Annotated in this window: 14 protein-coding genes and 1 pseudogene; 4 read left to right on the top strand and 11 right to left on the bottom strand. The window is 66.8% G+C overall.

The features are described from left to right. Positions 1-84: 84 nt before the first annotated feature. Together mcpA and L6D75_RS20795 are read right to left on the bottom strand one after the other, a co-directional pair. A complete protein-coding gene (mcpA, locus tag L6D75_RS20800) occupies positions 85-1,971 on the bottom strand; it encodes a methyl-accepting chemotaxis protein McpA (protein ID WP_176512113.1) in 1,887 nt (628 codons plus the stop codon). A gap of 144 nt (positions 1,972-2,115) precedes the next feature. Further along, positions 2,116-2,994, bottom strand: coding sequence for a LysR family transcriptional regulator (locus tag L6D75_RS20795; RefSeq protein WP_176512112.1), 879 nt, complete (start codon positions 2,992-2,994; stop codon positions 2,116-2,118). A gap of 100 nt (positions 2,995-3,094) precedes the next feature. Between L6D75_RS20795 and L6D75_RS20790 the strand changes: the two genes are divergently transcribed. Next, positions 3,095-3,523 (top strand): PACE efflux transporter, encoded by a 429-nt coding sequence (locus tag L6D75_RS20790; RefSeq protein ID WP_176512111.1) that lies wholly within the window; start codon positions 3,095-3,097, stop codon positions 3,521-3,523. A gap of 7 nt (positions 3,524-3,530) precedes the next feature. Here L6D75_RS20790 and L6D75_RS20785 read toward each other — a convergent pair whose 3' ends face one another. The 5 genes from L6D75_RS20785 to L6D75_RS20765 all read right to left on the bottom strand — a co-directional run bounded on the left by L6D75_RS20785 (position 3,531) and on the right by L6D75_RS20765 (position 8,005). Beyond that, positions 3,531-4,580 carry a hypothetical protein gene (locus L6D75_RS20785; RefSeq protein WP_176512110.1) on the bottom strand — a complete coding sequence of 350 codons (1,050 nt, stop codon included), beginning with the start codon at positions 4,578-4,580 and terminating at the stop codon, positions 3,531-3,533. Between the two features lie 115 nt (positions 4,581-4,695). Beyond that, positions 4,696-5,376 (bottom strand): GntR family transcriptional regulator, encoded by a 681-nt coding sequence (locus L6D75_RS20780; protein ID WP_176512109.1) that lies wholly within the window; start codon positions 5,374-5,376, stop codon positions 4,696-4,698. Between the two features lie 17 nt (positions 5,377-5,393). Next, positions 5,394-6,095: a FadR/GntR family transcriptional regulator gene (locus L6D75_RS20775; protein ID WP_176512108.1), complete on the bottom strand. Its 702-nt coding sequence runs from the start codon at positions 6,093-6,095 to the stop codon at positions 5,394-5,396. A 44-nt stretch (positions 6,096-6,139) separates the two neighbouring features. After that, entirely contained in the window at positions 6,140-7,450 is a 1,311-nt protein-coding gene (locus L6D75_RS20770; protein WP_176512107.1) for a C4-dicarboxylate transporter DctA, read from the bottom strand. A 240-nt stretch (positions 7,451-7,690) separates the two neighbouring features. Continuing rightward, on the bottom strand, positions 7,691-8,005 hold the full coding sequence (locus L6D75_RS20765) for a helix-turn-helix domain-containing protein (RefSeq protein WP_176512106.1): 315 nt from the start codon (positions 8,003-8,005) through the stop codon (positions 7,691-7,693). Positions 8,006-8,177: 172 nt separating this feature from the next. On the opposite strand from L6D75_RS20765, the pseudogene L6D75_RS27645 reads away from it, so the two are divergent. The 3 genes and pseudogenes from L6D75_RS27645 to L6D75_RS20755 form a co-directional block, all read left to right on the top strand. After that, positions 8,178-8,600: pseudogene (locus tag L6D75_RS27645) on the top strand (PAS domain-containing protein); the annotation flags it as partial. Between the two features lie 237 nt (positions 8,601-8,837). Continuing rightward, positions 8,838-9,836, top strand: coding sequence for a methyl-accepting chemotaxis protein (locus L6D75_RS27640; RefSeq protein ID WP_443096554.1), 999 nt, complete (start codon positions 8,838-8,840; stop codon positions 9,834-9,836). 12 nt (positions 9,837-9,848) lie between these two features. After that, a complete protein-coding gene (locus tag L6D75_RS20755) occupies positions 9,849-11,537 on the top strand; it encodes a putative bifunctional diguanylate cyclase/phosphodiesterase (RefSeq protein WP_176512104.1) in 1,689 nt (562 codons plus the stop codon). 5 nt (positions 11,538-11,542) lie between these two features. Here L6D75_RS20755 and L6D75_RS20750 read toward each other — a convergent pair whose 3' ends face one another. From L6D75_RS20750 to folD, 4 genes are all read right to left on the bottom strand, one after another. Then, positions 11,543-16,372 carry a dermonecrotic toxin domain-containing protein gene (locus tag L6D75_RS20750; protein ID WP_176512103.1) on the bottom strand — a complete coding sequence of 1,610 codons (4,830 nt, stop codon included), beginning with the start codon at positions 16,370-16,372 and terminating at the stop codon, positions 11,543-11,545. Positions 16,373-16,443: 71 nt separating this feature from the next. After that, positions 16,444-16,932, bottom strand: a complete 489-nt coding sequence (locus L6D75_RS20745) for an Lrp/AsnC family transcriptional regulator (RefSeq protein ID WP_176512102.1) — start codon at positions 16,930-16,932, stop codon at positions 16,444-16,446. A gap of 73 nt (positions 16,933-17,005) precedes the next feature. Further along, the gene (locus tag L6D75_RS20740) at positions 17,006-18,070 is read right to left on the bottom strand and encodes an ornithine cyclodeaminase (RefSeq protein ID WP_176512101.1); all 1,065 of its coding nucleotides are present in this window, start codon (positions 18,068-18,070) and stop codon (positions 17,006-17,008) included. 222 nt (positions 18,071-18,292) lie between these two features. Next, on the bottom strand, positions 18,293-19,147 hold the full coding sequence (gene folD, locus L6D75_RS20735; protein ID WP_176512100.1) for a bifunctional methylenetetrahydrofolate dehydrogenase/methenyltetrahydrofolate cyclohydrolase FolD: 855 nt from the start codon (positions 19,145-19,147) through the stop codon (positions 18,293-18,295). Positions 19,148-19,285 lie beyond the last annotated feature (138 nt).

Raw genomic sequence — 19,285 nt, 5'->3', positions numbered from 1 at the left:
GGCAAGCCGGCTCCTACAGGTTTCATGCGATTTTGGCTGCAGCATATTGCCTGTGGGAGCCGGCTTGCCGGCGATGGGCTCACCTCAGATGCGGAAGCTGCCCACCAGTTGCTTCAAGCGCCCGGCCTGCTGCGCCAGCGCATCGCAATGGCGCAGGGTTTCATTCAGGTTCTCCACCCCTTGCTGGTTCAGCGCGTTGATCTGGGTAATGTCCAGGTTCAGGCTCTCGACCACCGCCGTCTGCTCTTCGGTCGCGGTCGCCACCGACTGGTTCATGCCGTCGATCTCGCCAATGCGCTGGGTCACGCTGGCCAGGCGCACGCCGGCCTGGTTGGCCACCTGCACGGTCTGCTCGCTGGACACCTGGCTGGTGTTCATGGTGTGCACCGCCTCGCGTGAGCCCACCTGCAGGCCGGTGATCATGCGGTGGATCTCTTCGGCCGACTCCTGGGTGCGGTGCGCCAGGTTGCGTACCTCGTCGGCGACCACAGCAAAGCCGCGCCCAGCCTCGCCCGCGCGCGCAGCCTCGATGGCGGCGTTGAGCGCCAGCAGGTTGGTCTGCTGGGAAATGCCCTTGATCACGTCGAGGATCTTGCCGATTTCGTCGGTGCTGGCATTGAGCGTTTCGATCTGTGCGCAGGACTCGCTGATGCGCTGGGACAGGGCGGTCATCGCACTGATCGTTTCCTCCACCACCTCGCGCCCGCCGTGGGCCTGTTCGCTGGCGCCGCTGGCATGCTGCGAGGCGTCGGCGGCGTTGCGGGCGATTTCCTGGGTGGCGGCGCCCAGCTGGTTGATCGCCGCGGCAACGCTGTTGGTGCGCATGCTCTGCTCTTCGGAGCCAATGATCGAGGCATTGGAGGCGTTGACCACCTGCTCCGACAGGTCATGCACCAGGCGCGTGGCCGAGGACACTTCGCTGATCGAGGTGTGGATGCGCTCGACGAAGCGGTTGAACGAGCTGGCCAGTTCGCCGAACTCGTCCTTGTGCTGCACGTCCAGGCGCCGGGTCAGGTCGCCTTCGCCCTCGGCGATGTCGCGCATGGCCCGGCCCATGGTGGTCAGCGGGCGCATCAGTACCGGGATCAGCAGGCCCAGCAGCACGGCGATGGCGACCACGGCGATGAGCATGGCGATGACCGCCGAGGTGCGGAATTGGCCGATGGCGGCGTAGGCCTTGTCCTTGTCGATCGACAGGCCGATGTACCACTGCGCCGACGGCAGGCCGGCCACCGGGGCGAACGAGATCAGCCGCTCCTGGCCATCGAGCTGCACATCCTGCATCCCCGCGGCCACGCGTAGGCCGCTGCCGGGGTAGATGTCCTTGAGGTTCTTCATCAGCTGGCTTTTGTCGGGGCTGACGATCACCTGGCCTTCGCTGTCGGCCAGGAAGGCATGGCCGATGCCGCCGAAGTCGACCGAATTGATGATCTGCACCAGGGTGTCGAGGGTCAGGTCGCCGCCGACCACGCCGATCAACTCGCCGCTGGCCTTGCTTTTGACCGGGGTGGCGATGGTCACCATCAGGCCGCCGACAGCGCCCTGGTAGGGGGCGGTGAGCACGGTCTGCCCGGCGTTCGCCGCACTGGCGTACCACGGCCGCTGGCGCGGGTCGTAGCCGGCGGGCATCTGCGTGTCGGGGCGCTGGGTGAACACGCCGTTGGCCTGGCCCAGGTAGGTGAAGAGGAAGTTGCGCGTGTAGGAAGGTTGCTCGATCAGCCCGGCCAGCGTGTCGCCGGCCCCTTGCGTGGCGATGTCCTGGGCGAGGTTTTCCAGCACCAGGATGCGCCCGCTCATCCAGTTCTGCACGCTGCTGGCGGTCAGGGCGCCAGCCTGCTGGACCGACGCTTCGATGTTCTGGCGCAAGGTGTTGCGTTGCAGGTAATCGTTGTAGAGGGTGAACAGGGCGAATGCCAGCACCACGACGCCGCAGGCGCTGAGCAGGATTTTGTGGCGAAATTTCAGGTTCATGTTTCGAGACCTTAAGCCATGGAGGGGAGGGCGCCGCGCGCTTGTGGCGCGCTGGCGGGGCCTGTCTCCTGAGCTATCGGCGCGGGCGGTAAAACATTGAAATGCCGGCGCATTGTCTTGCGCCGCAGGCGACGGACGGCACCCCTAGCGGTGCGCCAGCTGCTCGATCAGCAGGCGAGCTGCCTGGCCCAGCGGTTGTTGCTTGCGCCACAGGGCGTGGATGGGCAACTGCAGTTCGTTGCGCGTGTTGCCGAACGCCAGGCGCACCAGCCGGCCGCTGGCGATCAGCGGCGCGACCCGGGCCAGTGGCAGGTCACCCCAGCCAAGGCCGGCTTCGACCATCTGCAGGGCCAGGTCGAAACTGTCGGTGGACCAGTGCGTGGCACCGATCAGCGCCCGCGGGTCGAGCAGCGGCAGGTCGCGGCTGCGCACCAGGATCTGGCGCACCTCGATCAGGTCTTCAAGGTTACGGATGCGGCCTTCGCGCAGGGCCGGGTGATGGGGCGCCAGGGTCGCCACCAGGGTTTGCGTACCGACGTGCTGGAAGCCGCGCCGGGCATCGACCTGCAGGCCGGCGAAGGCCACGCACAGGTCGGCGCGGCCGCTGTCGAGCAGTTGCAGGGCTTCGTCCTGGGGGGCGCTGAGCAAGTCGATGTCGAGCAGCGCAAAGCGCTCGCCGAGGCTGGCGATGGCGGCCAGCAGGGGGCGGTGGTCGATGTCCGGTACCACGGCCACGGTGAGGCGGCTTTCCAGCCCCTGGGACAGCTCCAGCGCATGCACCTGCAACAGCCCCAGCTGTTCGGCGATCAGCCGCGCGTGGGGTTCGAGCGCCAGGGCCTGGGCGGTGGCGCGCACTTCGCGTGGGCCGCGCTCGAACAGGGCATAGCCCAGCTCCGCCTCCAGGTTGCCGATTGCCATGCTTACCGCCGAGGGCACGCGGTGCAAGGCCCGGGCCGCTGCCGAGAACGAGCCGCGGTCGAGCACGGCGAGAAACAGCAGGATGTTGTCGCTGGAAAAGTTCATGGGCGCATGCTGTCAGTTAATCTGAAAGCTGCCAACTTTTTCTGTCAGGTTAATTGAAGCATCCTTGCGCCCTTCGTTTTCGCGACATGAGGTTTTCCCGGTGCAGGGAGTCAAACGCAAACTGGTCTATGTGACCTTCTATGAACTGATCGGGCTGTGCATGTCGACCCTGGGGCTGGCGTATCTGTCCGACACCCAGGCCTCGCACACCGGGCCGCTGGCGGTGATGATCACCACCATCGCCATGCTCTGGAACCTGATCTACAACAGCCTGTTCGAGTACTGGGAAAGCCGCCAGGCCAAGCGCGGGCGCAGCGTGGCGCGGCGGGTGGCGCATGCGGTGGGGTTCCAGCTGACCTTGGTGGTGTACCTGATTCCGCTGATTGCCTGGTGGCTGGGCATGAGCCTGGTCGAGGCGTTTCTGGTGGACCTGGCGTTCATCATTCTGGTGCCGTGCTACACCTTTGCCTACAACTGGGCGTTCGATCGCATCTTTGGCTTGCCGACATCGGCCATGGCCACTGCCTGAGGCGCCGCTAGGGCAGGCGAATCAGCAACGGTTGCTGGACTTGTGGCACCTCTTCCGGCTCCTGCGCCCGTGGCGCACTGGCCAGCAGGCTGTCCTCGACCTGCCCCGACAAGTAGTACACCCCCGCCATGGCCCCGCTCTGGCGGTTTTCCATCAACTCCTGCCACTCCTGGTTGAGCGCCACGTTGAGGATCACCCGCAACTGCTCGACCATCTCCGGGTGGTCGCGGTCATGGGTGATCATCCCGTAGCCCGCCGCCGCCACCGAAATCATCGCTCCGGCCACCTTGCCCACCGCGCTCGCCACGGCGCTGGCGATGCCCCGTGGGGCGAGCGTGGCGCCGAGTTTTTCGCTGGCCCGGTTGGCCACCGATGACAGGCCGACATCGGTCCTGCCTGGCCCCTTGGCGGCTTGTTGATGCAGGTATTCGCGCAGGGCCAGCCAGGCGGGTTGCTGGTCCAGGGCCTTGGCCCGCAGCAGTTGGTAGAGGCTGGCATTGCGCGCCGGTGGCGGGCCCAGGTTGATCGCCGGGATGCGGTTGAGGCGCTGGCTGACCTGTTCGGGCGGGGCGTTGTAGCGCTGAATGATGGCCGGCAACTGCTGGCCGAACAGCTGGATGTACAGCTCGCAGGCGCGGTCGCGGATGCTTTCGGGGTTGATCTGCTCAGCCACCGGGTCGATCACCCGCTTGTGGTACTGCTCCTGCAGGTACAGGGCCAGGCGTTTTTCCGCAGGCTCGCGGCCTTCGCCGCTGTCGAGCTTGTACCAGGCCACCTTGAGGGTCAGCCATTGCTGGGTCCAGTAGCCGGTGAACCAGGGGATGAAATCGCTCTCGGTGCGCTGCTGCACCTGCTCCTTCCACACCCGCATCGAGCGCCGCGCATAGTCGTTGGCCGAGCCTGCGGCGCCGACCGAGGCATCGATCAGCTCCTGGTCGATGCGTTGCCAGGCGGCGGGGTTGAGTACGGCGGGCGGCGGCGGCGGAGCAGGGCGTTTGCCGGCGCAGCCGGCGAGGGCCAGCACAAGGCAGAGCAGCAGGGGGATGCGCAAGCTCACTCGGTGGCCTCCCTGGGGTAGAGGCTGGGCGGTTATCCGAGTATAGGGCGCGGTGCTGGGGGCTGCGCTGCAGCCCATCGCCGGCAAGCCGGCTGCCACAGCTGCAGCGGCCCATTCACTCCAGGTTCAGCTTGTCTTCCAGACGGTCCAGGTGCTCGTGCATCAACGCCAGCGCCGCCCCTTCGTCACCGGCTTCCACGGCATCGATGATCGCCGCGTGCTCCTGCCAGGCGCAGTGGTCGCAGCAAGGCGATTCGTAGCGGGCGATGATCAGCGAGGTCATCGGCACCAGCCCATTGAGAAACCGTGCCAGCGGTGCGTTGGCGGCCACCTGGGCGAGCTTGAGGTGGAACTCGCCACCCAGGCGGATCGCCGCACAGCGCTCGCCGCGTTCGTGATGCTGGCGTTCGCGCTCCACCAGCTGGCGCAACTGGCGCACCTGCGCCGGCCGGGCACGCTGCGCGGCCAGGCTGATCAAGGTGGTTTCGGCCAGGCGCCGGGCGCTGAGCACCTGGCGCGCCTGTTGCGGGTCCGGGGCGGCCAGGTGCGCGGTGTGGCTGGGGCGCTGCACCACCACCTGCTGGTCCGAGAGGCGCCCGAGCACCCGGCGGATCACCGTGCGGCTGACGCCGAATGCGTTGCCCAGGGCCTGTTCGGGCAGCAGGCTGCCAGGCGGCAGGCGCTGCTCGAGGATGGCGTCGAACAGGCGTGGGTAGATCTGCTCGGCCGACAGGCGGGTTTCGCCGGCGGCGAGCAGGGCAGGCAGGCGGGGGGCGGCGTGGGCGCAGGCGGTCATGGTCGCTCTCCTTTGGGTCAGGGCTGCGGATGGTCGTCCGGGATGTTCAGTTCGATGCCCATGCGCTGGCCCTCGGCGAGGATGTGCAAGCGCATCTGGGCACTGGCCTGGGCGCTGTTGCGCTCGCGGATGGCGCGCACCACCGCTTCGTTTTCCTTGAGCCGCGCGGCCAGGTGCTCGGGCGAGTTGCGCAGCATGCCGGCGCTCTGCTTGAGGGCATTGCCGGTCTGCTGCACCACGCTCTGGAAGATCGGGTTGGTGGTCAGGGCGAACAGCGCTTCGTGGAAGGCGATGTAGGCCTTGGCACCGGCCTCGCTGTCATCGGCCTCCAGGGCTTCGCGCATGTCCATCAGGGTCAGGCGCAGTTGGCCGATGTCCTGGCTGTTGGCCGACTGCGCCACCAGGCCGACGATGAAGGGTTCGAGGGTGTAGCGCAGCTCCAGCACGTCGGCCAGGCTGGCGGCGGCGGTATCGCTGGCGGTTTCCAGCGTGGCGGCCTCGGCGTCCAGCACCAGCACGCCCTTGCCCGGCATCGAACGCACCAGGCCCAGGGTTTCCAGCACGGTCACCGCTTCGCGCAGGCTGGGGCGGCTGATGCCCAGTTGCTCGGCCAGTTCACGCTGGCCCGGCAGCATGTCGCCGGAGCGCCATTGGCCGCGGGCCAGGGCTTGGCGCAGTTTTTCCACCACTGAGGTGACGACGGTCGATGAGCTGATCACGTTTCGCTCCTGAAAGGGCCGGCGCCAGCGCCGGCCACATGGGCTCAGAATTCCTGTTGATGGGCGTTGGCGGCCTTGCGCGGTGCATGGGCGAAGCCGGGTTTGCCATCGAGCACGTTCTGCGCGCGCTCAAGGTCGATGTCCTTTTCCCAACGGGCGATGGCCACCGTGGCCACGCAGTTGCCGATCAGGTTAGTCAAGGCTCGGCCGATGCCCATGAACCAGTCCACCGCCAGTACCAGCACCAGGCCCACCACGGGGATGGCCGGCACGGCGGTGAGGGTGGCGGCGAGGATCACCAGCGCCGAGCCTGGGATGCCGTGGGCACCCTTGGACGTCACCAGCGACACCAGCAGGATGGTCAGCAGGTCGGTCATTTCCAGCGGCGTGCCGGTGGCGTTGGCGATGAACACGATGGCCAGGGTCAGGTAGATGGAGAAGCCATCGAGGTTGAACGAGTAGCCGGTGGGGATCACCAGGCCGACGGTGGAGCTGCCGATGCCCAGGTGCTCGAGCTTGCGCATGATCTGCGGCAGCACGGCGTCGGAGGAGGCGGTGCCCAGCACGATGGTCAGCTCTTCGCGCAGGTACTTGATGAACGGCAGCAGCTTCAGGCCGGAAATGCGCATCACCGTGCCCAGCACGATCAGCACGAAGCCTGCGCAGGTCAGGTAGAACAGCGCCACCAGGCCGCCCAGGTGCTGCAGCGATTCCAGGCCGTACTTGCTGGTGGTGAAGGCGATGGCGCCGAACACGCCGATCGGCGCCAGGCGCACGATCATGCCCATGATGCGGAAGATCACGTGGCTCAGTTCGTTGATCAGCCGCGAGATGCCGGCCGCCGATTCGCCCACCAGGTTCAGCGCGCTGCCGAACAGCACCGAGAACAGCAGGACCTGGAGGATGTTGTTGTCGGCAAAGGCGCCCACCACCGAGGTCGGGATCAGGTCCATGAAGAACGCGGTGGCGCCGTGGATGTGCTGGCCACGCTCGGCCAGGCTGCTGGCGTCGGCGCTGGACAGCTGGTCGAGGTGGATGTTGGCACCGCTGCCGATCCCACTGCTGAAGGCGAACACCAGGCCGATGACGAGGGCGATGGTGGTCAGCACTTCGAAGTAGATCACCGATTTGAGGCCGATGCGGCCGACTTTCTTCAGGTCGCCGGCACCGGAAATGCCGCTGACCACCACGCAGAACACGATCAAGCCGATCAGCATCTTGATCAGCTTGATGAAGCCGTCGCCCAGGGGTTTGAGTTGCAGGGAAAGGTCGGGGAAGCTGAGGCCGCAGGCGATGCCGAGGGCAAGGCCGAGCACCACTTGCAGGAAGATCGAACGCGAGCACCATTTGAGCATGGGAGGTATCTCTGTCGGTGTCCTTGCTTCGGTGCCGCACGGGGCGAAAGAGCGCAGGACTTATTTATTTTTGTGGTCTTACCGGTTTGTTTAGCGCGGAGCCATAAAACCGCGAAATTTCCTACAAGGCAAGGGTTTTTGGCCTTACCGGTCTGACCAGTTGTGGTGCACGATGGCCTGCCGGGCTCTAGTCCGGTGCGTGGGTGGGAAAGGGTCACTCAAGCGGTGGGACGAACGGAGTCAGGGCTTGGCCAGCACCTGGTCGACCGCTGCAATCAGCTTGCCAAGATCCTTGGGCGGGGCGTTGTGGATGACGCCGAACAGATAGGCGCGCTGCTCCTGTTCGTCGTCGGGTTCGGCGAAGAATTCCTTGGGCTTGATGCCCAGTACCCCGGCGAACATCAACAGGGCGTCGATGCTGGGGCTGTAGGTGCCGGTTTCGAAGCGGCTGATGGTCTTGGGATCGAAACCGGTCCGTTCGGCGAATTGTGCCTGCGTCAGACCCGCCAGTTTGCGGTAGCGGCGCAGGGCAAAACCCAGACCTGATCTCGTCATCACTTAATTCCCATGCAGAATCAAGAACTTAACGATATTCATCCATATAGCACAACGCCATATTTCATCACTTTCATTTCATTTTTGTGACGGATTTCGTAGAATTCTTGGCTTGACCGGATAGTCAACGTCGCGCATCCAGCCCGATCGGGCGCCAGGCCCGGGCTGCTGGATGCACATTTGCACATTGGAGCGGATCGACGTGGATCGGTTCCGATGGCTGCCAAAGGGCAGCGTCCGGGCCGTCAGTGAATGGAGTCTCATCGTGCGCCTCAACTTGCCGGTAACCCCGGTCGAGCAATGTTTCCCCCAGGATCAGCGGCTGATTTCGGCCACCGACACCGCCAGCCTGATCACCTACTGCAACCCCGAATTCGCCGCCATCAGCGGCTACAGCGAAGCCGAGCTGATCGGTAGCCCGCACAACCTGGTACGCCACCCGGACATGCCGCCGGCGGTGTACGAGCTGATGTGGCGCTACCTCAAGGCCGGCAAGAGCTGGATGGGGATCGTCAAGAACCGCTGCCGCAATGGCGACTACTACTGGGTCAATGCCTATGTCACACCGATACGCGAAGGCGGGCGGGTGGTGGGCTACGAGTCGGTGCGGGTCTGCCCGAGCCGTGAGCAGGTGCGCCGGGCCGAGGCGTTGTACGCGCGCCTGGCCGAGGGCAAGGCCCCCCTGCCTGCGGGCCGCCGGCTGGCGCTGCTGGGCCAGGCGCTGGCCTTGCCACTGCTGGGCGGGGTGCTTGCCGTGGGCGCCAACCAGCTCTGGCCCGGGTTGCCCGGCCAGGGCCTGACCCTGGCGTTGTTCGCGGCCTACGGGCTGTGGATGCGCAACAGCCTCGGCCGGCAGATGCAGCAGGTGATCGAGGGCGCCGAAGGCACCTTCGCCGACCCGCTGGCCGCGCTGACCTACAGCGACCTGCCCGGTACGGCCGGGCAGTTGCAACTGGTGCTGACCAGCGAAGAAGCGCGCCTGAAGACCGCGCTCACGCGCCTGAGCGACCTGGCCACGCAAATGGCCGTGGCCGCCCAGGACGCCGGGCGCCTGTCACGCGGCACCGAGGCGGCGCTGCTGGAGCAACGCGCGCAAACCGACCTCAGCGCCACGGCGATGACCGAGATGGCCGCCTCCATCAGCGAGGTCGCCAGCCATGTGCAACTCAGCGCAGGCGAAGCACAGACCGTGCACCTGCTGGCCGAGCAGGGCAGCCAGGTGGCCGATGCCAGTGGCGCGGCGATCCAGGCGCTGGCCGCCACCGTCGAGCAGATCAACCAGGCGGTGCTGCACCTGGCCGGCCAGTGCGCCGGGATTGGCGAGGCCACCGGGATGATCCGCGCCATCGCCGAGCAGACCAACCTGCTGGCCCTCAATGCCGCCATCGAAGCGGCGCGGGCCGGCGAGCAAGGCCGCGGTTTTGCGGTGGTCGCCGATGAAGTGCGCGCCCTGGCCGACAAGACCCGGCAATCGACCCTGCACATCCAGAGCATCATCGACGCCCTGCGCAGCGGCGCCGAGCAGGCCGTGGGCATGGCCAGCCAGGGCAGCGCGGCAGCGGAGCAGGGCGTGGCCCAGGTGCAGCAGGCGCAGCAGACCCTGCATGGCATCCGCGATGCAGTGCAGCGCATCAGCAGCATGAGCCAGCAGATGGCCACCGCCTCGCAGCAGCAGTCGGCAGTGGCCGAGGACGTTTCGCGGCAGATCAATGGCGTGGCGGGCATTGCCCAGCAAAGCGCCCACAGTGCCAACGCCGCCGCCTCGCGCGGTGCGGAGCTGGAGCAGGTGTGCGCCGGCTTGCGCGCCCTGGTGGAGCGCTTCAACCGCTGAAGCAGGATGCTTATGGACGATAACTACCGTGCGGCCGTGGACGCGGCCGCGATCTTTTCCGAAACCGACCTGCGCGGGCGTATCACCTACGTCAACCAGCAGTTCTGCAGCATCTCCGGCTACAGCCGCGAGGAGCTGCTGGGGGCCAACCACCGCATTCTCAATTCGGGCCTGCACGAGCCGGAGTTCTTCCTCGGCATGTGGCGGGCGCTGGCGGCGGGCAGGGTGTGGAAGGGCGAGATCTGCAACCGCGCCAAGGACGGCTCGCTGTACTGGGTCGACAGCACCATGGTGCCGCTGGTGGACCCGGCCAGCGGCAAGGTGCGCAAGTATGTGTCGATCCGCTTCGATGTGACCGAGAAGCGCCAGTTGCTGCACACCTTGCAGTGGCGGGTGGGGCACGATGTGCTCACCGGCCTGCCCAACCGCGCCTACCTGTCCGACTTGCTCAACCAGGCTTTGGCCTTCTCGCGCCGGGAAGATATTGCGCTGGCGGTGTGCATGCTCGACCTGGACGGCTTCAAGGCGGTCAACGATGGCTACGGGCACGCGGCCGGCGACCTGCTGCTGGTGGAAGTGGCGCAGCGGTTGAAGGGCATCCTGCGTGGCGGCGATGCCGTGGCGCGGCTGTCGGGCGACGAATTCGTGCTGATCCTGCGCCACGTCGACAACCCCCAGCAGTTGCATATGGCCCTGCAGCGGGTGTTGCGGGCGCTGGCCGCGCCCTATGTGATCCGCGAGCAGCGCCTGACCTTGAGCGCCAGCATCGGCGTGACCTTGTTCCCGCAGGATGACGAGGACGCCGACACCCTGGTGCGCCATGCCGACCAGGCCATGTACGTGGCCAAGCAGCGCGGGCGCAACCGCTACCAGGTGTTCGATGTGTCCGAGGAGCTCGAGCTCAAGGCCACCCACCAGACCGTGGCGCGGGTGCGCTGGGCGCTGCGCAACCGCGAGCTGAGCCTGCACTATCAACCCAAGGTCAACCTGCGCACCGGCCAGGTGCTGGGCTTCGAGGCACTGCTGCGCTGGCAGCGCCCCTCGGGCGAGCTGGTATTGCCCGGCGAGTTCCTGCCGCTAGTGGAGCAGACCGACCTGATCGTCGAGATCGGCGAGTGGGTGATCGCCCAGGCCTTGCAGCGCCTGCTGGCCTGGCAGCGGCTGGGCAAGCCCTGGTCGCTGAGCGTGAACATCGCGGCGCGGCATTTGCAGCGTGGCGATTTCGTCGAACGGCTGAAACAGTTGCTGGCGGCCTATCCGCATGTCGACCCAGCCCGGTTGGACCTGGAGATCGTCGAGTCGGTGGCGATCGACAACTTGCAGCATGTCAGCCGCTGCCTGGAAGCCTGCCAGGCGCTAGGCGTGCGGTTTTCCCTGGATGATTTCGGCACCGGTTACTCGTCGTTGAGCTACCTCAAGCGGCTGCCGACCCAGACCATCAAGATCGACAAGTCGTTCGTGCGCGACATCCTCCACGACCAGGACGACCTGGCCCTGACCGGCGCGGTGATCGGCCTGGCGCGGGCCTTCGGCCGCGAGGTGGTGGCCGAAGGGCTGGAAAGTGTCGAGCATGGGCGGGTGCTGATGGCGCTGGGCTGCGAACTGGCGCAGGGCTACTGCATTGCCCCACCGATGCCCGCCACCCAGGTGGTGCCGTGGGTGGCGGGTTATCGGCAACCCAGCGAATGGCAGGATGCCTAGCCGGTTCAGGTGAGGGTGCTGGCCATGGCCTCGGTCAGGCTGCGCAGCAGCGCGTCTTCGGCTGCCTTGCGGGTGCTGAGCAGCAACTCGCTGGCCCGCTGGTAGATGGCGCTTTCATCGGCATGGCGCCCGGACACCAGGTCGACCCGCTGCAAGGCGCCGCCCTGGCGCCACTGCAGGCCGTCGATGTGGCCCAGTTCGCGCTCCAGTGCATCGATGTAGGCCGCCGGTACGCGTGGCCCGGTGTAGTCCCCCAGGCTCTGCGTGGGCTCGGTCAGTTCGCTGTGGTACTCGCTTGCCGCCTCCCATTCCCTGGCCAGCGCTTGGAATTCCCCGGCACGCAGGCGGCGCAGCCACTGCTGCCAGAAGCGCTGGTCGCATGCCCATTGGCTGAACAGGGCGGCGTCCACCTGCGCGTTTACGCCAGCGCCCAGGCGGTTGACGGTCGCCGGGCTCAGGCGTGCCAGGTAGTCGAAGCGGATCACCTGCGGTTGCGGCGGTAGCCCGAGCGGCCCGCGTAGCTGCATGCGCGCGTGCAGGGCCATTTCGATTTCGTCGACGTTGTAGTCCGGCTCGGTCAGTGCAACGTCGTTGAGGTCGTCGTCGGCGTCCAGCGCTGGGGCAGCTTCACGTGCTTGCGCATCAGCCGCTTGCGCCAGTGCCCGGCGCCGGGCCACGCGGGCATTGAACAGGTCGCCGATGCGCTCGTCGAGGCGCTGCTGGCGCAGCAGGCCGGCAGCACTGTTCAGGGCCACCTGCTCGCTGTGCGTGCCGGGCGCCGCGGTGTTGACCGCGTCCCACAGCATCACGTCGGTTTCGACCTGCTGGAACAGCAGGCTGGCCTGATCGACGCAGCCTTGGGTGGCATCGTCGATCGCCTCCATTACCTGCTCGTGCAACTGCGCCCGGCCCCATCCACCCTCGGCTGCTTCGCCGGGGTTCTCGCTGAGCGTGCGCAGCACGTGCTGCATGCGGGTGCGCACGAGGCCTGGCTGGCTCTGGTAGTCGGCTGTCAGGGTCAGCCGCTCGAACAACTGGTAGAGCGGCTGCCATGAGGGGTCGTCGGCGGTCATCGCGTGGTGCTCCTGCAATTCGTCAGGCCAGTCGATGTACCAGGGGATTTCGACCTCGACGTCGCCGAGCGCGGGCAACCCGGCTTCGGCCAGGCGCTGGTGGGCTTGCTCGGTGAACGGGTTGTTGTCGAAGTCGAAAGAGGCGCGTGGCTCGGCCCCATGCACCGCCTCGGCGAACGCGCTGCCCTGAAGGTCAGGGGCTTCGGTGAGCTCGTTCTCGCTGAGGTCCAGGCTGTGCAGTTGCAGCGGGCGCTGGTTCATCAGCTCGGTGAGGCCGGTGGGCCATTCGTCTATGCCGGTTTGCTGCAGGTCCAGGGCCTGCAACTGGTGCCAGCCGCTGACATCGGGTGCCAGGTCCAGCGGGTTTTCGCCGAGGAACAGGGTCTGGATGCGGTTCAGGCGGGCGAGTGCGGCCCGGCTTTCTTCGCTCAGGGTGGTGTCGTTGCTGGTCATGCTCAGGTCGATCAGCGACGGCCAGCGCTGCAACGCCTCGAAGTGCTCGGTGGTGAGGTTCAGGCCATTGTTGTCGATGGCCAGGGTAGTCAGCGACGGCAGGCTCGCCAGCCGCTCCAGCGCGGCGACCGGGAGATCGTCGAGCGCGTTGCCCAGGTTCAGCCGCCGCAGGTTGCGCCGCCCGGCCAGCAGCTCGAGGTTGGCAGCCTCGGCCAGGTCCACGCTGTTGCTCGACAGGTCCAGGCTCTGCAGGGCATCCATCTGCCCGATCGAGGGCGGGATGGCTTCCAGCGTGTTGTACTCAAGGTCCAGGGTCTGCAGGTTGGAGAAGGCGCCAAGGAAATCATCCAGGCTGTCAACCGCTGAGCCGGACAGGTAGGTGATCCGCAGCTGCCGCACATGGGGCATCGGTGCCGGCAGGGTGGGCAACTGCCCCAGGTTGTGGCCATCGAGCTCGAGAATCACATGGTCGACCCTGCTGGCAGCATGGGTCGATTCGCGGCGCCAGGCCATGCGCAGGCGCCTGGCCGCTTCACCGCGCACTGCGCGCTGTGCCTCCAGCGAGGTGCCGTTGGCGACATGCGGGTCATGGATCCACAGCTGAAGGGTGCTTTCGAGCTGCAGGTACTCGCCCCTGAGGCGTTCGAGCAACGCACTCAACGGTTGCCCTCCTGCTTCCTGGAGCAGGCGTTGGCGCAGCGCCTGGTGCGCTTGTGGCTCGGTGGAGGGGAACAGCCGGTTGAACAGTTCGTCTTCGCTGACCCAGCCCAGGCCGCGCCCGCTCAAGGGATAGCCGACCTGGCCGCCGGGCAGCCGCCGTGGCAAACGGTACCAGGGGCGCACCGGCTGCATGCCCAGGTGCCGCGCTGCCGAGGCGCGATCGCTGGCGAGCAGGCCGAGCAGGCCGAGCAGGGCATCCTTGAGCGCGTCGGGCTCATGGATCTGCAGGCCGAGGGCGGTGCGTTCGCTGTCGGGCAGGGCATTGAGCAGCGCCTGGAAGATGTCCGCCCGGTTGGCCAGGGCCTCGCCTTGCTCATTGAGCGGCTCGTACCCTTTTTCGCTGCGAACGATGCGTTTCGCCGGCAGCGCCTCCGGGCCGCAGGCCTGCAGCAGTCGGCCGGAAACCGAACCTTCGCGCAGTTCGATGCGAACCTCGCCCGTCCAGCCGGGCAGCTGCGCGAGGGCGCCGAACACCAGGGCGTCGCGATCTTCGACCGGGCCGCCGGGCTGGTGCAAGCGGGCCAGGGCGCGGTTGATCCGGGCTTCCCTCAGGTACAGGCGGGCGGACTCGCCCAGGCGCAGGGGCAGGCGCTGGGTGCGTTGCATCTGCAGCAGGTCGGCGGGGCGTGCCTGGGCCAGCAGCTCGGCTTGTGCCCGGGCACTGAGCGAGGGGAAATCCCGTGCCAGCAACTCGCCCTGGGCTACCCGCGCGGGCGCAGGCGGGACCTGGCCGCCGAGCATCTCCAGGGCGTCGAGCAGCAATGCCGGGGCGGGTTCGCGATCGACCATGACCCGGCGCAGCACCGCTTCGTCGTAGCCGCTGCATTGCAAGGCGCGCTGCAGTGCAGGCGCGTCCATATCTCTCGCGCTGGTGGCCAGGCGTTGCAACAGCTGTGCGCGATCCCAGTGCAGCGGTTGTTCATGGGCGAAGATCCACGGCCCGGGCTCCATGCCCTGCAAGCTCGGCCGCACGCGCTGCCCTGGCGCTGCGGCCAGGCGACGGCCGCCATTGCCGGCCTGCTCCAGCGGGTAGTTGTGGGTGGGCGTTTTCAGCCAGGTTCGCCCTTGCCCCTGATGCAGGCCATCGGCGCGCACGGTCAGCTGCCCTGGTGCTTCGCGGTGGAAGGGTGCAAGGTCGCCGTGCCACAGCCGAGTGCCGGCCTCGCTGTCGACCAGATGCCAACCCTGCAGTGGGCCTGCGGGTACGCTCAGTGCTTCCACGGCGCCCAGCGCAGCGAACTGCACCAGGCTCTCGATCACGCCGAACAGGTGGGCGATGGCCGCGTCGCTGTCTTGCGCGTTGGCGGCGTGAACGCCATCGAGGAATTCGTCGACGATCTGCGCGCCACCCACCACCAGCATCAATTCGGCAAGGCCTGGCACAAAGAAGCTGGCCAGGTTGAGCACCGTCAGCCCGGCGCCCAGCCAGCTTTCCAGGCGCGCCAGTAGTGCGCTGGCGTCCAGTTGAGCGACGGGTACGGCAATGCTGGCGGCATCGATGAACTTGCGCTCCACCTGCGTGCGTGCGCGCGCCTTGAAGCAGTCACCTGGCCACTGCTCCAGGCCCAGTGGCAGCCTGGCGTTCTTGTCGCGGGTTTCCTGCCAGATGTCACGCGGGCCGGGGAAGGCGCGCCTGAGCCAGCTGAACCTGTCGCCCTTGTCCAGCACCGGCGGGGTGGGGTGCAGTTCGGCGTAGGGGTAGTGGGGGTAAAGGGTTTCGCGCAGGCGTTGGAGGAAACCGGCCTGCTCCGGCAGGGGGACGTGGCGGATGAAGAAGGCACGGAAGTCATGGTCGGCCAGGCGGTCGGTGAGCGCGGCTCGCAGTTCGCCCAGCGAGGCATGCTGGCGCAGCGCGCCTTGTGGGTCGCCGGGCAGGTACAGCAGGCAGCTTTCGTCTGCGCTGGGGTCCTGCAACTGAATGACTAGCGGGCCATTGAGCGGCGTGCCGAACAGGGTGATGAACTGGCGCTGGACAACGCGGCTGCCGCTTTCGCGGGTGATCTGCGCCTGGTCTTCCAGCACTGCCCGTGCCAGCGCCTGGCCGTGGCTGTCGAGGTGCCCGCGCAGGGTGGCCATCGCCAGTTCGGCGCGTAACGCACTGCGGTCCTGCTTTTCGAGCAGGGCACGAAAAGCGTCGTTATCGACGATATCGCCCAGGTGGGCGCGGTAGCGCTGGCCCAGGTCCAGGTTGCGGATGCCCCGGACCAGGGTCGCGGTATCCAGCGCCAATGGGCTGAAGTCGGCTGCCAGCAGCTTGGCAGGGGTGTCGGCTTCGGCATTTTGCAGGGCGGCTTCGAGCATCGACAGGTGCTTGCGCGGGGCGTCACCGGTAAACGACACCTGCGCCTGGAGCAGGCTCGCCACTGGCGTTTGCGGGAACCAGCGTGCCAGCGCGTGTTCCAGCAGCGGCTTGCAGAAGGCATCGATCGGCTGCAAGGGCGCCAGGGCCAGCTTCAGGCGCTGCGTCTGTTGCTGGCTGTCGCGGATCAGCAGCGCCAGTTCGGCGCGCTGCTCTGGGCTGGCTTGCCGCAGCCAGTCGGGGATCTGGCGTTGGATGAGGGCGAGGTGGGTGTGGTGTGCATGCGTCATCGTCTGCTCCTGCGGGAGGGGGGAGCAGGGAGGCTAGCGATGCCGATGGCAGGAGCGCGGGTAGATAGGCACTACCCGTCGACAGTACCTGCGCTGCTTTTCACCACGGCCAGGTGCGGGTGGGCGACCAGCTTGTCGATGTGCAGGGCTTCGGTGTTCATCCAGCTTTCGCTGAGCACCCGGTAATGCTCCATGTCGCGGCAGTGCAGCTGCAGGCTGTAGTCGAAATGGCCGCTGATCAAGTGGCACTCGTGCACCTGCGGGCAGGCGCGCATGGCGGCCTCGAAGGCCTTTTGCGCGACGCGCCCGCGCTGGTTGGACAGGGCCACCAGCACCAGCAGCGACAGGCCCGGGGCGACCTTGTGCGGGTCGATGATTGCGCCGTAGCCACGAATCACGCCGCGTCGCTCCAGCTTGCGCACGCGCTCAAGGCACGGGCGCGGGGTGAGGTGGACCAGGCTGGAGAGCTTTTCGAAGGTGATGCGGCCATCCACGCGCAGCACATCGAGGATGGCGTGGTCGATGCGGTCCAGCGGCGGTGGGGTGTCCTGGGTGTCCATGCACGTCGGCTTCTTTGTCGAAGGGGCATGCACAGGTTAGGCAAAAAGGGGCTGGCGTGCAGCCCCTGGTCAATCAGGCACATGCGCTACCGGCCTTGGGCGTGGTGCGAATGCCCACCACCCGGGGCTGGAGCAGGGCATACAAGTCCTTGGGGTTTTCCAGCGAGGGCACCAGCGCGATGCCCTGGCCGATGTTCAAGGCCCGCGCGGTGTCCAGCACGTAGCGCAGCGCCGAGTAGTCCTCCAGGGCAAAGCCTACCGAGTCGAACAGGGTCACTTGCGCGGCGTGCTCGCGGCCCGGGGCCTTGCCTGCCAGCACCTGCCAGAACTCGGTCACCGGCGAGCCGGCGGGCATCTGCTGGATTTCGCCTTCGACGCGGCTTTGTGGCTCGTACTCCACGATCACCCGCGCGCGCTCGACGATGTCGCGGTGCAGTTCGGTCTTGCCAGGGCAGTCGCCGCCCACGGCATTGAGGTGCATGCCGGGCTCGATCATGTCTGGGGTGAGGATCGTGGCGTTGCGCTTGTCGGCGGTGACCGTGGTGACGATGTCGGCGCCGCGTACGGCTTCGGCGACGGAGTGGGCGACGATCAGCTTCAGCCCGGGCCGGCCGGCCAGGTTGGCCACCAGTTTCGCCGTGGCCTTGGGGTCGGTGTCGTACAGGCGGATTTCATCGATGCCCAGCATCGTCTTGAAGGCGATGGCCTGGAACTCGCTTTGCGAGCCATTGCCGATCAGCGCCATGCTGCGGCTTTCTTCCCGTGCCAGGTAGCGCGCCGCCAGGGCCGAGGTGGCGGCGGTGCGGATCGCGGTGGTCAGGGTCATTTCGCTGAGCAGCAGCGGCGCACCGGAGCGCACTTCGCTCAGGGTGCCGAAGGCCATGACCGTGGGCAGGCCTACGCGGGTGTTCTTCGGGTGGCCGTTGACGTATTTGAAGGCGTACAGGTTGGCGTCCGCAACCGGCATCAGCTCGATCACCCCCTCGGGCGAGTGGTTGGCCACCCGCGCGCATTTCTCGAAGGCCGGCCAGCGCAGGTAGTCCTGGCGGATGTATTCGGCCATTTCCATCAGGCAGGTGGCCAGGCCCTTGCGGTTGACCAGGCGGGCGATGTCTTGCACGTCGATATAGCGGGTCATGGGGGTCTCCCTGCAGCAGCGCTCTCAGAGTGGGCGCAGGGCTATTGTCCCGCGGGCGCGGAGCCAAGGTTGGCTGAAACAGGGAGGCGGGGCAGCGGGACCGGCTGATTTCAAGGCCGTGGCAGCCGAATCGGCTGTGTTGCCTGGCAGTGCCAGGATTGCCGTGCGTGCAGGCAAAAAAAACGGCACCTGCCTGAGGTGCCGTTTTCATTTCACGCCATGTTACTTGTGCAGCTCTTCTGCTGCGTACAGCGTGTTCTCGAGCAGGCAGGCGCGGGTCATCGGGCCGACGCCGCCCGGCACCGGGGTGATCCAGCCGGCGCGGGGCAGGGCGGTCTCGTAGACCACGTCGCCCACCAGCTTGCCGTCGTCCTGGCGGTTGATGCCCACGTCGACGACGATGGCGCCTTGCTTGATCCACTCACCCTTGACCAGGCCCGGCTTGCCGGCGGCCACGACCACCAGGTCGGCCCGGCCGACGTGGCCGGCCAGGTCCTTGGTGAAGCGGTGGCAGACGGTCACGGTGCAGCCGGCCAGCAGCAGCTCCATGGCCATCGGCCGGCCGACGATGTTGGACGCGCCGACGATGACCGCGTCCATGCCGTACAGGTCCTGGCCGGTGCTTTGCAGCAGGGTCATGATGCCTTTTGGCGTGCAGGGGCGCAGCAGCGGGATGCGCTGGGCCAGGCGGCCGATGTTGTAGGGGTGGAAGCCATCGACGTCCTTGTCCGGGCGGATGCGCTCGAGCAGCAGCGAGGCGTCCAGGTGCGCCGGCAGCGGCAGTTGCAGGAGGATGCCGTCGACGGCCGGGTCGTCGTTGAGGCGGTCGATCAGCTCGGTCAGGGCTTGCTGCGTGGTATCGCTGGGCAGGTCGAAGGCTTGCGAAATGAAGCCGACCTCTTCGCAGTCCTTGCGCTTGTGCGAAACGTAGACTTGGGAGGCAGGGTCGGTGCCGACCAGGATCACCGCCAGGCCCGGCGTGCGCAGGCCTTGCTGGCGACGCTCCTCGACACGTTGAGCGATCTCTTTGCGCAGGTTGGCGGCGATCGCCTTGCCATCGATTAGGTGTGCAGTCATAGACGCGTGATTAACCATCGAGAAAGGAACAATAAAGAGGGCGCATTCTCGCACGACATGGCCCGAGGGCAAAGGCGGGTGGTCGGGCAAATCCCCTAACCCCTTAAATAATTTAAATTTTTTTGAGAAAGGTGTTGA

This window comes from Pseudomonas faucium, assembly GCF_021602585.1.
Taxonomy (GTDB): domain Bacteria; phylum Pseudomonadota; class Gammaproteobacteria; order Pseudomonadales; family Pseudomonadaceae; genus Aquipseudomonas; species Aquipseudomonas faucium.
The sequence above is the reverse complement of the archived record's forward strand: the minus strand, read 5'-3'. Positions and strand labels throughout refer to the sequence as shown.

Coding starts and splice junctions, on each gene's coding strand:
- mcpA (WP_176512113.1), bottom strand. CDS start 1,971: ATGAACCTGAAATTTCGCCACAAAATCCTGCTCAGCGCCTGCGGCGTC.
- L6D75_RS20795 (WP_176512112.1), bottom strand. CDS start 2,994: ATGAACTTTTCCAGCGACAACATCCTGCTGTTTCTCGCCGTGCTCGAC.
- L6D75_RS20780 (WP_176512109.1), bottom strand. CDS start 5,376: ATGACCGCCTGCGCCCACGCCGCCCCCCGCCTGCCTGCCCTGCTCGCC.
- L6D75_RS20770 (WP_176512107.1), bottom strand. CDS start 7,450: ATGCTCAAATGGTGCTCGCGTTCGATCTTCCTGCAAGTGGTGCTCGGC.
- L6D75_RS20765 (WP_176512106.1), bottom strand. CDS start 8,005: ATGACGAGATCAGGTCTGGGTTTTGCCCTGCGCCGCTACCGCAAACTG.
- L6D75_RS27640 (WP_443096554.1), top strand. CDS start 8,838: ATGCGCAACAGCCTCGGCCGGCAGATGCAGCAGGTGATCGAGGGCGCC.
- L6D75_RS20755 (WP_176512104.1), top strand. CDS start 9,849: ATGGACGATAACTACCGTGCGGCCGTGGACGCGGCCGCGATCTTTTCC.
- L6D75_RS20750 (WP_176512103.1), bottom strand. CDS start 16,372: ATGACGCATGCACACCACACCCACCTCGCCCTCATCCAACGCCAGATC.
- L6D75_RS20745 (WP_176512102.1), bottom strand. CDS start 16,932: ATGGACACCCAGGACACCCCACCGCCGCTGGACCGCATCGACCACGCC.
- L6D75_RS20740 (WP_176512101.1), bottom strand. CDS start 18,070: ATGACCCGCTATATCGACGTGCAAGACATCGCCCGCCTGGTCAACCGC.
- folD (WP_176512100.1), bottom strand. CDS start 19,147: ATGACTGCACACCTAATCGATGGCAAGGCGATCGCCGCCAACCTGCGC.